Origin of the sequence: Anaerosolibacter carboniphilus (assembly GCF_014205875.1) — a bacterium.
In the GTDB taxonomy this organism is placed as follows: domain Bacteria; phylum Bacillota; class Clostridia; order Peptostreptococcales; family Thermotaleaceae; genus Anaerosolibacter; species Anaerosolibacter carboniphilus.
Genome location: NZ_JACHEN010000005.1, coordinates 175,072 through 188,058, shown reverse-complemented (window position 1 = coordinate 188,058; position 12,987 = coordinate 175,072). Strand labels below are relative to the sequence as shown.

The following is a 12,987-nucleotide window of genomic DNA, read 5'->3' as shown; positions in this document are numbered from 1 at the left end:
TATCAAAGCTAGTTGCATAAATATAGCGCCAATCAATGGATTGACGCTACACATTTTTAATTATTTCCACTGTCTACTTGACAGGGGGCAGTTCATAATGCAGTACGGGTTTATTTATATTATGGAGCTAGGATGATAGATATTCTTTCTGGAAATCGGAGATGGCCCCATTTGCCGCAGGAAATTACCGTATATTTTAAATAAATTTTTCCAAATATATTAAACATATCCAAAAAATATCCGAAAATAAATATAATGAATATTTGATAAAGGGGGAACACTTGTGAAAATCAATGAAGGTTACTATCAATCTAACTTGTATTTAAAAAAAAATATGACACCTAATACTGAAGCTAATGGGAATATTTATTCTGCTGAGAAAATTCAGAAGAATATTTCTCAAAATAAATCAGTAGATGCTTCAAATATTTGGGAAGAAATTAGCAAAGAATATGACATTCGTAACGCCTCTTTTGATGATCTTTGTACCATATCAGCTAAGTTGTATGAGGAAGATCAAATTCCTTTACTGGTTCATGGGATTCTAACTTTTAATCCGAATGAATCTCCACAATCTATAAAAGTAGATATCAATTTAACTCAAGCAAATCAGGATGGTAACAGGGATTGGATAGCAGAATATGAATCGAGATCAGAACGAGATTTAAGAATGAGCAATAATATTGGGTATATGAACAATCAAAAAATCATTAATATTCTAAAACGTTTGATATAATTGAACCATCTATAAATCTATTTTTAAGAAAGTTTATTGCAGAAAAAAACTCGCTAATTTAGATAATAGCGAGTTTTTTTATTATGAGTATATTCTTTAACGGGGAGCTTTCTAGTTCATTCTAGCATAATTTATAATTTATATTACTTAATGTAAATGGCATCAGACATTGTATTCCAAGGGTAATTTGAGGATGTATTCTGGTAAGTAAAATTTCCTGACTCATAAGAACTTGCGTCCCACCAATAGAACCATCCATCGATAATAGAATCATTATCTAAGTCTATTGCTTCTGATTGAACTACATTCAATAATACATTTCCCATTTTTGCAAATTGAGTATGTCCATATCCTAGTTCAACAGTAACGATATACATTTCATCTCCGCCATGATCTTCAATAGAAGATAGTTGATTTTCTGAAAAATACTCATATGTAGGATGTTTTGATGAAATTGCTGCATATACTTGTAGATAAGTTAATGGAGGAGCTGGTGCCATCAGCTGAAATTCTCCGTCTTCTGAAGCATGGCTTGCCTGTTCTGCTTTTAATGATTCAAGAGTCTCGCGAAGCTGCTTATCCATGTCAATAGATGTCTTTTGGAGAAGTAAAGAATTTGTAGTATCATCTTCTTTTTCATAATGTAAAGTTTCACCGAAAACATTCATAGTCATGCCTAAACAAATGATTAAACTTAGCATTATACTCCAGCCTCTTTTTTTCATAACGTATTCCTCCTCATTAAATTATTATTCGTAAGTAAAATGAAATATATTGAAAAAAAATTAGAAAGTGGATACGATAAAGCTAAAAGACTTACCTTATATGCATGTTTTTTTAAAGTCACTTAGAAGAATATTGAAAAAGAACTACAAAATGGGTATACTTAATTAGAATTCGTATGAACCTTATATGTCTGTTCCTTTATGCTTGGCGGCGAATGGAACAGTATATAAGGTTATTTTTGTTGGTAATCTTGTCCTATACATAACATCACCTCCCTTTGATTAAATAGTAAAAATATTTTACATTTTCAGTATAAACAAAAAAGTCAAATAAGTAAATAGTATTTACAATTATTTTTGTTTATGGTATAGTAGTCCTACAAAAGAATTTAGTCGTAAAGGTGTTGTGAAATAAACGTGGAGAACGTAACATTCCCAGGAGAAATTTTAAAGAAGATTAGAAGGACTTTGAAATTCCGGCAGCATGAAATTGTTGGTGGCGAGATTACCCGGAATCTGGTCAGTATCATTGAAAACAATAAAGCCAGCTTAACAAGAGACACGGCAAATATTTTAGTAGCAAATTTAAACAGACTATGCCGAGAAAGAAACATCGATTTGATACTTGAAATCAGAGACTTGTTTACAGCAGGAAGGTTTGAAGCAAAACAGAAAGCAGCTGAGTATACCCAGGTTCTAGAAGAAAAGCTGCTGACCAAAGAGGATATGGAAAAGTATCTGGAAGAGGTAAACCTGTTTTTTGGAGAATGGGATTTGCCCGACGAAAAAGCCAATATTTATGGTAGAGTAGCCGATCATTTTGATGCTAAATTTGATTATGAAAAGAGCTATTTATACCATATCAAAGCCTTTGAAAGCGCTATAAGGCTATCAAATCCAACCATAATTGTTGAATGCTTAGCCAAACTTATGGCAGTCTGTATTCGGACAGGTCGATATAAAGAAACCATTGAGTATGGAAATTTTGCAAATATCTACAGACAGGAAGTAGCAGATAAACTATTTGTAAGAATTTTATATAATGGTGCCTTGGCGGATATGTATCTTAGCCAATATGAGATAGCCATTGAAAAGATTCAAGAGATAGAAGGATTCATAGAAGAAAAGCAACTGACCAAGTATTTAGATTTAATGATTTTAAAGGCTATTTGCTATAAAAGAGATAATAATTATGAAAAAGCCCAAGACATTTATCAGGATTTAATCCCGCAACTGAAGGATGGCATGGTGGAAAATAAAGCAATGATTTTAACGAACATGCTGGAAATCTACTGTTTGCTAGGAGAGACCTCTAAAGTAGTAACTCAAATAGACGAGTTAATGCCTTTATTAAAACAAGTAGAGGGAAAGAGCCTTTATTTGTCGCAGATAAAGCTTGAAATAGGACGGGCCTATCATTATTTGGAAAAATATGATTTAGCTGAGAAATATTTATATGAAGCATTGGAATATGGAAAGAGGCTGCAAGACTATGGTAGTATAAAAAAATCTATAGACTGCCTTACAGATATGCAGCTATCAAGAGATGAACATGCAGCAAAACTGGCGTGTATAGATAGATTAAAGGGCGAGGTCCTAAGTCTAATAAGCAATAAAATGATTGATTTTCATAGTAAGTCAATTCTTCGGATCATGACTTATTACAATAATTTGAACCGATCCCAAGAATTAGATGATATATTAAGAGCATTCTATCAAGTGAAAGGGGATGAAGGTTTATATGTTTAAAAGGGGATTACTTGTGATGATGTGTATGCTTTTATTGGGTGTACATATCTGGAATGGGAATGGGAATGGGAGAGAAATCAGTAGTATTGAAAATCAAAAGAAAGTAATAATATGTGATGTAGTTCCGGGACCATGGAGTATTAAGGGATAGGGGAGATACAAAAAAACTGTAGTAAAATACTACAGTTTTTTTTGTCGAAAAACAAAGATTGAAAATTCAGATTGTTTTTGAGTGAGAGCAGGAATTTTATCTCTGGGCTTAGAAATGTATTAACTAAACTGGTTAAATATATCACAGCTTGAGATAAAAATCTGATACCTAGGAGTGTAGCTATGATACTACAAGAGAGTGGCATTACCATTCGGCAGGCTTTGGAAATGGATTGTTTGGATAAATCTAAAATCATTGCTGGACATAATGGGATTGACAATACAATTACTCGGTTGAATATCATGGCTGATCCAGATATTCTGCATTGGGTAAATGAGGGGGAACTGCTGCTTACCACGGCATATTCCTTTCGAAAAGATGACATTGAGCTCCAGAAAAAACTGATTATGGAGTGCAGCAAAAAGAAACTAGCAGGAATTGGGATAAAAATCTATCCTTATATTGATGGGCTTTCAAAAGAAGTGATAGATCTGGCAGATGCCTTGGGATTCCCAATCATAGATCTTCATTATGCCACAGCATTTACAGATATTATGACGCCTATTTTTAAGGAGATTTTCAACAAGCAAGCCACGCTTTTGCAGAGAATGGAGGCTGTCCACAATGATTTGATGGCAGTGGTCCTCAAGGGTGGGGGGATTCGAGAAATTATTAGAACGCTCAAGCAAACCATTAAAAATCCTATTATTGTAAGAGATCATCATTTCGACGAATATATTTATCATGCAGATAGAAATGAAACCATTGATTATAAACATTTGATCGAACGGAGCAGTTTATTTTTTGAAAACAACCATGAAAATAAAAAGATGGATACAAAAACGGAAAAGTTGGACATATTGGATGAACGTTCAGTTAAGAAGGTAATGATTCCAATTATCGTAAAAGGAAATGTTCAAGGGCATATTTTGGTATGGGATATCGTTCGGCCCATTAGTAATCTGGATAAGGTAGCATTAGAATCAGCATCTACCATTATCGCATTAGAATTTTTAAAAAAAAGTTCAGTGTATGAGGTTGAGCATCGATATAAGCTGGAGTTTTTTGAGAGTCTCATCTCTAGCGATGAAAGGAGAAAGGCCGCTGCTATTAGTCGAGGAAATATCTACAAGCTTGATCCCAATGGATGGTATCAGGTATTAAATATTCGCCTGCTCAATATCTGGGATTCGGATAAGAAAAAAAAGCAGGAACCATTGGATAGCTTAAAGGCAAAATTCATACTGAATCTTGAAAAGATTCTTCATCATGAGCAGTGGCATGGATTGATGATCAGTAAGGAAGAAAAAATATCTATTCTTACCATGTTTTCTAATGAAAAAGAATCCCATCATCGAACAAAAAAGTACGGAAACAGGATTGAACGATTATGCAAGGAAATCTTTAAAGAAGGAAATTTTGTGATAGGCGTAGGCAGGAATTATGGGGGGCTAGAACATGTCTATAAGAGTATGAACGATGCAGATCGGGCTATAGAAGCTGGTATACTGCTGAATAAGGACAAAATGATATATTTTGAGGACTTAGGGGTATATAAAATTCTTTGTCATGACAGCTTAAGAGAAGAATTAAATAGTTTCTATCAGCAAACCCTGGAAGCCTTAGTAGCGTATGATCGTTGCAAGAATACAGAGCTTTTGAAAACACTACAGGTCTATTTTGAAACAAATGGAAATCTAAAGAAAATGTCAGAATTACTGTTTACCCATTACAATACTATCTTGTACAGGGTGCAGCGGATCAAACAGATTACAGGTAGAGATGTTGATAATGCAGAAGATCGATTTGATTTAGAAACGGCTTTAAAAATTATGAAGATATTAAAATGTTCGTAAATAAATGCCCCTGTTCTTAAGAACAGGGGCATTTATTTATTCTTCTACCAAAGCAATGGCGCGAATAGGTGAGCCAGATCCGTCTCTTATCTTCAGCGGAAGGCCAAAAAATAAGAATCTTTGATTTAATACTTTATCCAAGTTGCAGAGATTTTCTGTATTGGTAATGTCATATTCACCGCAGATCAAGTGGCCAGAGAAGTCAATATCATCGGGATGATCAATGGCAGGTGCATCTACACCAATGTTTACAGCTCCCTGCTCAGCCAGCCATTTGGCACCCGCATAGCTTAAACCGGAATAGGTCGCCTGCCACTTGTCTGTATTGAAATGACGATCATAATGGCCCGTATATAATAAGACAATATCACCAGCTTGTAGGGTTTGACCAGATTTTGCCACGGCTTTTTCCAAGTCAGCTGGTTCAATATACCGACTAGGAGGTATGTGGGATACATCAATACAGATGGCACTGCCCCAAAAATGATGGAGAGGCATTTTATCAATGGTTAACCCAGAAGGTTTATACTCCCATACGGCATCACAATGAGTTCCTCCATGCTCACTGATCAATAGATTTCTCGCAGAAAAGCCTAGCTTCTTGCTGCCAGTCATAGACATATTTTCTTCATGGCTCATATTGGTCATGATAAAAGTTTTCTGATGCATTGGAAAAACAGACATTCCTTGATAGATTTCCTGAGAAAGATCAATCAATTTTAATCCCATACGTTTTCTCCTTTCCTGTGTGATGATTCCGGATTGCATACTATGCAACCCCTACTGTATGTATATCACCGTTTTATTATATAAAGTATTAGCTGTAAGGAAATAAATTCCTGCTTTCTATGGAAAACACAATGAATCAGAAGCACTTTCAACGAAAGCACAAAGAAAATATGGAACCATTGAAACCAGCATTATCTTGGTTCGATAAGGGTAGAAAACACGACAAAAAAAACCATGAAATTTATAGAAAGAAAACAAAAAGTGATTGTTGAAATCATGGGGGTGCCATTGTCTTTTGTAAAAAAACCACAAAGGGTTTTGTGTATATTTTGAGAATTCAATAAATATATAAAATTATGAAAAATAAACAGATAGAATAATGAGGAGGACAAGGGAATGAATGAGAAACAGTATGTTTTAGCTGTTCCAAATTTCAGTGAAGGAAGAAGAAAAGAAGTAATAGAGACCGTTGTGGATGCAGTCAGGAATATAGAAGGGGTGAGATTGGTTAGCTACGAGCCAGAACATGATTTTAACCGGACCGTAGTAACCTTGATCGGCGAGCCCCAGCCAATAAAAGAAGCACTTCTTGCTTTGGCAGGAAAAAGCTATGAATTGATCAATATGGAAGACCATCAAGGTACCCATCCAAGAATCGGTGCTCAAGACACCTTGCCAATCTTTCCATTTAAGAACATCACGCTGGATGAATGTAAGGTATTGGCTGAAGAAATCGGCGTGGAAGTGTTTAAAAGATATGAAGTACCTGTATTCTTTTCAGGGGTGAATGCACGAAATGAAGACAGAAAAGCCCTTTCCTTTATCCGTAAGGGACAATACGAAGGATTAAAGCTGGTAGCCCATACTGATGAAAGAAAACCTGATATTGGCCCTGCAGCTTTGCATCCAACGGCTGGTGCAACCATCGTGAGCGCGGATCTAGAAGGATTGACTGCATACAATGTATTTTTATCTACGGAGAATGTGGAGATTGCCAAAGCCATTGCTAAGGGTGTAAGGGGTCCAAGTGGTGGATTCTCTACAATCAGAGCTGTAGGCATCAAATTCCCCGAAAGAGAAGGAACCGTTGTATCGATGAATATGTTTGACTGCGGGGCAACACCTCTCTATCGTGCTTACAATTTCGTCAAGGATGAGGCAGCGAGATATGGTGTGATCGTTACAGGTTCCGAGATCGTAGGACCAGTAAAACTAGACTACCTACTGAACTCCTTAGAATATTACCTTGGGCTTGAAAATCTAAGAAAAGACCAAATCCTAGAAACCCATTTGATGAAGTAGAAAGAGACAGGAGACAAGAGATAAGTTGAAAGTAAAAGATCTTGACAAGAAAATACAGCTTAAAATAAAATCGCGCTAACCGCGTAACGAAGTACAGAATTTAAGTTTTAATTAAGCTAGTTATTTAAGCAGTTTCAAATTATGGTCTGATAAATAGAAAAGGGGGATAAAAAATGAAAGTGGATGTAATGGTAAAAAATGCAAGGATACCTCAAGGAGATGACACCGTACTTACCAATATTTTGGTTGCTGATGAGAAAATCATAGGCTTTGTACCCAACACAGAGGGAATAGAAGCAGCTGAAGTGATCGATGCAGAGGGACATTTAACTCTTCCAGGCTGTATTGACTCTCATACCCATATAAACGATCCAGGCTTTACCCATAGAGAAAACTTTTTAACAGGTACTTCCGCAGCAGCTAGCGGTGGGGTAACAATGATTGTTGATATGCCTTGCTGCTCTGTACCATCCGTTAGAAGTGTTGAAAATCTGGAGCATAAGCTAAACGCCATTAAAGATAAAGCCATCATCGATTACGGTATGTGGGGCGGCGTTACAGGAGAAGATGTTCGTGAAGGATGGCTTCATAATGTAAAAGAACAGGCAGACTATGGCGTCCTTGCTTTTAAAGTGTACATGACACCATCGGTGCCAACCTATCCAAGAGTAACAGACCCAGAAATGTTAGAAGCTTTTAGATCAGTTTCAGAAACTGGGCTGCCTATCGGTATCCATGCAGAAAACTTCGCAATGTGTGATTACAACGTGAAAAAGTTCGAAAAGGAAGGTCGCACGGATGGACCGGCTTGGGCAGAAGCAAGAAGTCACTTGGCAGAAAAAGTAGCCATTGAGCTAGGAATCAGCTTTGCTGAGGAGACAGGGGCTAGATTACATATCGTTCATATGAGCACTGGTGTAGGCGCTAAACTTGTTGGTGATGCGAAAAAGAGAGGGTTAGACGTAACGGCAGAAACATGTCCTCACTATCTAACTTTGAATTACCAGGATGCCATGACAGAGTTCATGCAATTTGCAAAAATTGCACCACCACTAAGATGCAAAGAAGACAATGAAATCCATTGGAAGGCATTGCGGGATGGAAGCATAGATTTCGTAGCAACGGATCATGCACCTTATGAGATTCCTACAGAGAAAGCTGCAGAAGGCATGCATATTTGGAATGCCTTCCCAGGTATTCCAGGGGTAGAAACTATGGTTCCAGTGGTTGTAAGTGAAGGCTACAACAAAGGAAGATTATCCTTAAGCCGATTGGTAGAAGTATTGAGCACAGCTCCTGCGAAGCATTATGGACTTTACCCAAAGAAAGGTGCCATGAATATTGGTTCTGATGCAGACTTTACGATTATTGATCTTGAGAAAGAATGGGTAATCGATAAGGATAAAATGTACACCATGGCCAAGTATACGCCATTCCATGGATATAAATTAAAGGGTAAACCAGTAAAAACTGTAGTTCGTGGGAAGCTCGTTTATGATGATAAAGAAGGTATTGTTGGAAGAGAAGGCTACGGTCAATTCATTAGAAGACAAAGCATTCAAAAATTAGATAAAGCAATTAAGTATTAAAAAATATGGTTAGCAGTTAGCTGTGAAAAGATTTTAAACCGCTAACTGCTAACCGCTAACAAGGGTAGGTAAGAAATTTGAATACTGAATCAACAAATGGAAGATTCAAAGATTCGGATAAACAAGCTAATAAAAGGAGGAGTTATAAATGCCAAGACATGCCATTTTGGTAATAGATATGCTAAATGATTTCGTTGGGGAAAAGGCGACGCTGCGATGCCCTGGTGGAGAAGAGATCATACCAAATTTACAAAAACTTTTTGATTGGGTAAGAAATCGAAAGGATGACGATATACACTTGGTCCATATTCAAGAAGCCCATCGTAAAAATGATGCAGACTTCCGAGTACGGCCTGTCCACGCAGTAAAAGGAACCTGGGGATCTGATATTATCCCTGAACTCTATCCCCAAGGAGATGAATATATCGTCCCCAAAAGAAGACATAGCGGATTTGCACACACAGATTTGGATTTGTATCTAAGAGAAGAGAATATGGATACCGTAGTTGTGACAGGGGTTTGGACCAATGTATGTGTAAGAAGTACTGCAGCCGATGCCCTATACAATGCATATAAAGTCATTACCTTAAGTGATGGTTGTGCCTCTAAAACAAAGGAAATGCATGAGCATGGACTCGTGGATCTTAGCATATTTACAAAGGTTATGACGATTGATGAATACATCCAAGCCTGGGAAAATGGCGAAGACCCATGGGTAGGCGGAGGAGATAAGGAAAACAAGGTGAAGTAGTCACTGAAGAAATGAGGGATTGAAATCATGCGACTGGTTGTAGGAATAACTGGCGGTAGTTGCGCCATTTATGGCGTGGCCTTGCTAAAGGCACTAGAGCAATTGAATATTGAGACCCATCTGGTAGTTTCTAGAATGGGACAGTATGTGGTAGAGCACGAGTGTGATATGAAGCTGGAAGAATTGAAAAGCCTTGCAGCTTATCATCATGACAATAATGATTTAGCAGCACCAATTGCCAGCGGTTCCTTCAGAGCTGACGGAATGATTATAGCACCCTGTTCCATGAATACCTTAGGTGCCATTGCCAATGGGATCTCTAACAATCTGGTAACCAGGGCGGCAGACGTAACGATTAAGGAGGGTAGAAAATTGCTTCTTCTTCCTCGAGAAACGCCCCTTAGCGTGATCCATTTGGAAAACATGCTAAAGCTCGCCAGGATTGGGGTGAAGATTATGCCTGCTGCACCTGGATTTTATCACCAGCCTGAGACGATTGGAGATTTAGTAAATATCATGGTTGGACGTACATTGGATCAAATGGGTATTGAACATTGTCTATCTAAAAGATGGGGAGAAGATTAAGAGTAGAGAGGAGGTAGGAGATGGAGAAACAGATGCTTAGGGCCAGCCTGGAGGAATTGGAGAAGCGAGGGCATTTGATGGTATGCAATGCAGCTGTGGACCCTAAATTTGAAATGGGTGCAGTGCTGAAGTATTTTAAAAATGAAAAGCCTATTCTGTTTAAAAAGGTGAAGGGCAGCAAAATACCTGTGGTTGGAGGGCTATTCGGAAATAGAAGCATTTATTATGAAATGCTGGATTTGACCCGTGAAGAGAGAATCGGAAGGATTGCCAACGCCATTGCCAATCCAAAGCCCACAAAGCTGCTGAAAAATGGCCCTGTAATGGAAAATATTATCACAAAAAATATCAATCTTCCGAGCATGTTGCCAATTCCTACTTTTCATGAAAAGGATTCTTCAAGTTTTATCACAGCTGGGTTGATGGTCGTAAAAGATCCAGAGAATGGGAAAAGATATATTTCTGTAAGACGGTTTCAGATAAACGGTGGTAACAGGATGAGTGCCTTGATTGCATCGCCATTGCTTACCAGGCAGTTTGAAGAACTGGAAAAACTAAATAAGCCTTTAGAGGTAGCGATTGTTCTTGGATATGATTATTCATTGCTATTGGCCTCCCAGGTCAGCAGCGAAACCTATGGAATCGACAAATATGAAATAGATAGCGCCCTTCGAGGTGAACCATTGGGATTGGTGAAATGTCACAGTGTAGATTTGGAAGTGCCTGCCCATGCCGAGTATGTATTTGAGGGAATAATGCCTCCCAACAAAAGGGAGCCTGAGGGACCATTTGGAGAACTGATGGGCTATTATGGGCCAAAGGGAAGTCATCCCATCATAGAAGTGAAGACGGTGATGCATCGAAACAGTCCTATCTTCCAAACAGCTTTCCCATGTCGAGAAGAGCATTTGTCCAATGGGTTGATCCGTGAGGTAGAGATGTTCAGCGATATAAAGAGGCTGGTGGATGTAAAGGATGTAAACGTGACTGTCGCTGGGGGGTGCAGATTCCATGCAGTGGTGTCGATCCATAAAAAATTTGAGGGTGATGGAAAAAGTGCTGTGATTGGAGCGTTAAGCAGCAGCAAGGATGTAAAGCATGTGGTGGTCGTAGATGATGATATGGATATCTTTGACAAAGATGAAGTGGAATTAGCCCTGGCCACAAGGGTGCAAGCCTCCCGGGATGTAACAATCATTCCAGGTGCTTTAGGATCTGGATTAGATCCTTCCCACCATATACAAGGGGTAACGGATAAAATGGGGATAGATGCCACAAAGCCTCTAGGTGAAGAGGGCGCTAGATTTCATCGGGCCATCATTCCACAGTTTGAGAAAGTTGACATCGATAGATATTTTCCAAATCTGAGTTTGTAATACAGTATTTAGACTACCCAAAGACTATAGTAGTCTTTAGATTTCTATACCATATAAAAAAGGTGGTTAATGAGGATGAAACAAGCCTTAGGGATATTTGAAGTTAGAAGTATGCTGGCAGCCATCCAGGCAGCAGATGCTATGGTAAAGTCTGCTAGTGTGAAAATTGTAGATTTTAACTTTGTGGGTTCGGGGATTGTTTCCGTCATCATTGAGGGAGAAGTGGCAGCGGTGAAGGCAGCTGTTGACAGTGCCATCGCTTCAGCAGGTCATCTTGCAGAAGTGATTTCCACCAACGTGATTGCAAGACCCCATGATGAAGTGGAAAAGATCCTTGGATAGAATGATGGGGTGTTCATATGGCAAATCCATTGGCAAAATCAATCCTAGGCAATATTTCGGAAAGGCTGGAGCCTAGATCTGAGCGGCTTTCAGAGAATTGTGGAAAACTCAGCCACAGAGAAGAAGAATTGTTGAAAGAGGTAATCCAAAAAAACAAAGCATCAAAAGGAAACGTTGGAATGGTAAAACCATTGAAGTGGAATGAATATCTTGAACATCATGGTAAGGAGAAAAAAATGATCCAACCAGAAACATATAAGCAACATAAAGTGATGGTGAGTTTAGAGGAATTTGGAAACCAACTTTCTAGGAAATAGTCATTATTAGGGGATTGAATTGTTTAAGCAACAAAGCTCCGTGTTGTCATTCTGAGCGTAGCGAAGAATCTCAAAGATTAAATACAGATCCTTCGCTATTGCTCAGGATGACAGGGAATTACTTTAGGAATTTGTTGTACTTACATTTGTGATACGGGCGGAGGTGTAAAATGAGAGGTGCAGCTTTGGGACTAATAGAAACCATTGGCCTTTCCACAGCTATTACGGCCTTAGATGCGGCTTGTAAGACGGCCGATGTAACCCTGGTAGGATATGAAAAGGTAATCGGCGCTGGAAAGTCAATCAGTGTAACGGTACAAATTGTGGGGGATGTGGCTGCAGTACAGGCTGCAGTGAGCGCAGGCGCCATGGCTGGTGAGCGTGTGGGCAAGGTTTTAGCTGCCAGAGTCATCCCACGGCCCCATGAGGAAGTGGATGAATTGATAAAAAGATTTGAACAGAATTTAAAGAAAAAGGATGAGAAGGAGGAATAAATATGAGTCAAGCATTAGGCATGATTGAAACCAAAGGTCTAGTAGGTGCTATAGAAGCAGCTGATGCCATGGTGAAGGCAGCGAATGTAACATTGGTAGGTTATGAGAAAATTGGATTCGGTTTGGTAACCGTGATGGTAAGAGGAGATGTAGGTGCAGTAAAGGCCGCCACTGATGCAGGGGCTGAAGCCGCCAGAAGTGTAGGAGAGCTTCATTCAGTCCACGTGATCCCAAGGCCCCATACGGAAGTTGAGAGGGTAATCCTAAAGTCAGAATAGGATATGT

15 protein-coding genes are annotated in these 12,987 nt (G+C 38.6%); 13 read left to right on the top strand and 2 right to left on the bottom strand.

Annotated features, from left to right (window positions below):
- The first annotated feature begins 283 nt into the window (after nt 1-283).
- Complete coding sequence (locus tag HNQ80_RS06085) at nt 284-736, top strand: hypothetical protein (protein WP_184309196.1); 453 nt, start codon at nt 284-286, stop codon at nt 734-736.
- A 143-nt stretch (nt 737-879) separates the two neighbouring features.
- Here the strand turns inward: HNQ80_RS06085 and HNQ80_RS06080 are convergent, their stop codons facing one another.
- Nucleotides 880-1,461, bottom strand: a complete 582-nt coding sequence (locus HNQ80_RS06080; RefSeq protein WP_184309194.1) for a DUF4879 domain-containing protein — start codon at nt 1,459-1,461, stop codon at nt 880-882.
- Nucleotides 1,462-1,878: 417 nt separating this feature from the next.
- Between HNQ80_RS06080 and HNQ80_RS06075 the strand changes: the two genes are divergently transcribed.
- The 3 genes from HNQ80_RS06075 to HNQ80_RS06065 all read left to right on the top strand — a co-directional run bounded on the left by HNQ80_RS06075 (nt 1,879) and on the right by HNQ80_RS06065 (nt 5,217).
- Nucleotides 1,879-3,210 (top strand): hypothetical protein, encoded by a 1,332-nt coding sequence (locus tag HNQ80_RS06075; protein ID WP_184309191.1) that lies wholly within the window; start codon nt 1,879-1,881, stop codon nt 3,208-3,210.
- Complete coding sequence (locus HNQ80_RS06070; RefSeq protein WP_184309190.1) at nt 3,203-3,361, top strand: hypothetical protein; 159 nt, start codon at nt 3,203-3,205, stop codon at nt 3,359-3,361. Before HNQ80_RS06075 ends, HNQ80_RS06070 begins: the two co-directional genes overlap by 8 nt.
- 182 nt (nt 3,362-3,543) lie before the next feature.
- Entirely contained in the window at nt 3,544-5,217 is a 1,674-nt protein-coding gene (locus HNQ80_RS06065; RefSeq protein ID WP_184309188.1) for a PucR family transcriptional regulator, read from the top strand.
- Between the two features lie 36 nt (nt 5,218-5,253).
- Here the strand turns inward: HNQ80_RS06065 and HNQ80_RS06060 are convergent, their stop codons facing one another.
- Nucleotides 5,254-5,946 (bottom strand): cyclase family protein, encoded by a 693-nt coding sequence (locus HNQ80_RS06060; protein WP_184309186.1) that lies wholly within the window; start codon nt 5,944-5,946, stop codon nt 5,254-5,256.
- A gap of 396 nt (nt 5,947-6,342) precedes the next feature.
- On the opposite strand from HNQ80_RS06060, the gene ftcD reads away from it, so the two are divergent.
- The 9 genes from ftcD to HNQ80_RS06015 all read left to right on the top strand — a co-directional run bounded on the left by ftcD (nt 6,343) and on the right by HNQ80_RS06015 (nt 12,980).
- On the top strand, nt 6,343-7,248 hold the full coding sequence (gene ftcD, locus HNQ80_RS06055) for a glutamate formimidoyltransferase (protein ID WP_184309183.1): 906 nt from the start codon (nt 6,343-6,345) through the stop codon (nt 7,246-7,248).
- Nucleotides 7,249-7,421: 173 nt separating this feature from the next.
- Entirely contained in the window at nt 7,422-8,837 is a 1,416-nt protein-coding gene (allB, locus tag HNQ80_RS06050; protein ID WP_184309182.1) for an allantoinase AllB, read from the top strand.
- Between the two features lie 148 nt (nt 8,838-8,985).
- Nucleotides 8,986-9,588, top strand: a complete 603-nt coding sequence (locus tag HNQ80_RS06045; RefSeq protein WP_184309180.1) for a cysteine hydrolase family protein — start codon at nt 8,986-8,988, stop codon at nt 9,586-9,588.
- A 27-nt stretch (nt 9,589-9,615) separates the two neighbouring features.
- Entirely contained in the window at nt 9,616-10,173 is a 558-nt protein-coding gene (locus tag HNQ80_RS06040) for a UbiX family flavin prenyltransferase (protein ID WP_184309178.1), read from the top strand.
- 20 nt (nt 10,174-10,193) lie between these two features.
- The gene (locus HNQ80_RS06035; RefSeq protein WP_184309176.1) at nt 10,194-11,549 is read left to right on the top strand and encodes a UbiD family decarboxylase; all 1,356 of its coding nucleotides are present in this window, start codon (nt 10,194-10,196) and stop codon (nt 11,547-11,549) included.
- A gap of 75 nt (nt 11,550-11,624) precedes the next feature.
- Complete coding sequence (locus tag HNQ80_RS06030) at nt 11,625-11,891, top strand: BMC domain-containing protein (RefSeq protein ID WP_184309174.1); 267 nt, start codon at nt 11,625-11,627, stop codon at nt 11,889-11,891.
- 17 nt (nt 11,892-11,908) lie between these two features.
- A complete protein-coding gene (locus tag HNQ80_RS06025) occupies nt 11,909-12,208 on the top strand; it encodes a hypothetical protein (RefSeq protein ID WP_184309172.1) in 300 nt (99 codons plus the stop codon).
- 170 nt (nt 12,209-12,378) lie between these two features.
- Nucleotides 12,379-12,702, top strand: coding sequence for a BMC domain-containing protein (locus HNQ80_RS06020; RefSeq protein WP_184309170.1), 324 nt, complete (start codon nt 12,379-12,381; stop codon nt 12,700-12,702).
- Between the two features lie 2 nt (nt 12,703-12,704).
- Nucleotides 12,705-12,980, top strand: a complete 276-nt coding sequence (locus HNQ80_RS06015) for a BMC domain-containing protein (RefSeq protein WP_184309168.1) — start codon at nt 12,705-12,707, stop codon at nt 12,978-12,980.
- Nucleotides 12,981-12,987: the final 7 nt, after the last annotated feature.

Bases quoted from the DNA above. Each gene is read 5' to 3' on its own strand.
- HNQ80_RS06080 (WP_184309194.1), bottom strand. From the start codon at position 1,461: ATGAAAAAAAGAGGCTGGAGTATAATGCTAAGTTTAATCATTTGTTTA.
- HNQ80_RS06070 (WP_184309190.1), top strand. From the start codon at position 3,203: ATGTTTAAAAGGGGATTACTTGTGATGATGTGTATGCTTTTATTGGGT.
- HNQ80_RS06065 (WP_184309188.1), top strand. From the start codon at position 3,544: ATGATACTACAAGAGAGTGGCATTACCATTCGGCAGGCTTTGGAAATG.
- HNQ80_RS06060 (WP_184309186.1), bottom strand. From the start codon at position 5,946: ATGGGATTAAAATTGATTGATCTTTCTCAGGAAATCTATCAAGGAATG.
- ftcD (WP_184309183.1), top strand. From the start codon at position 6,343: ATGAATGAGAAACAGTATGTTTTAGCTGTTCCAAATTTCAGTGAAGGA.
- allB (WP_184309182.1), top strand. From the start codon at position 7,422: ATGAAAGTGGATGTAATGGTAAAAAATGCAAGGATACCTCAAGGAGAT.
- HNQ80_RS06045 (WP_184309180.1), top strand. From the start codon at position 8,986: ATGCCAAGACATGCCATTTTGGTAATAGATATGCTAAATGATTTCGTT.
- HNQ80_RS06040 (WP_184309178.1), top strand. From the start codon at position 9,616: ATGCGACTGGTTGTAGGAATAACTGGCGGTAGTTGCGCCATTTATGGC.
- HNQ80_RS06035 (WP_184309176.1), top strand. From the start codon at position 10,194: ATGGAGAAACAGATGCTTAGGGCCAGCCTGGAGGAATTGGAGAAGCGA.
- HNQ80_RS06030 (WP_184309174.1), top strand. From the start codon at position 11,625: ATGAAACAAGCCTTAGGGATATTTGAAGTTAGAAGTATGCTGGCAGCC.
- HNQ80_RS06025 (WP_184309172.1), top strand. From the start codon at position 11,909: ATGGCAAATCCATTGGCAAAATCAATCCTAGGCAATATTTCGGAAAGG.
- HNQ80_RS06020 (WP_184309170.1), top strand. From the start codon at position 12,379: ATGAGAGGTGCAGCTTTGGGACTAATAGAAACCATTGGCCTTTCCACA.
- HNQ80_RS06015 (WP_184309168.1), top strand. From the start codon at position 12,705: ATGAGTCAAGCATTAGGCATGATTGAAACCAAAGGTCTAGTAGGTGCT.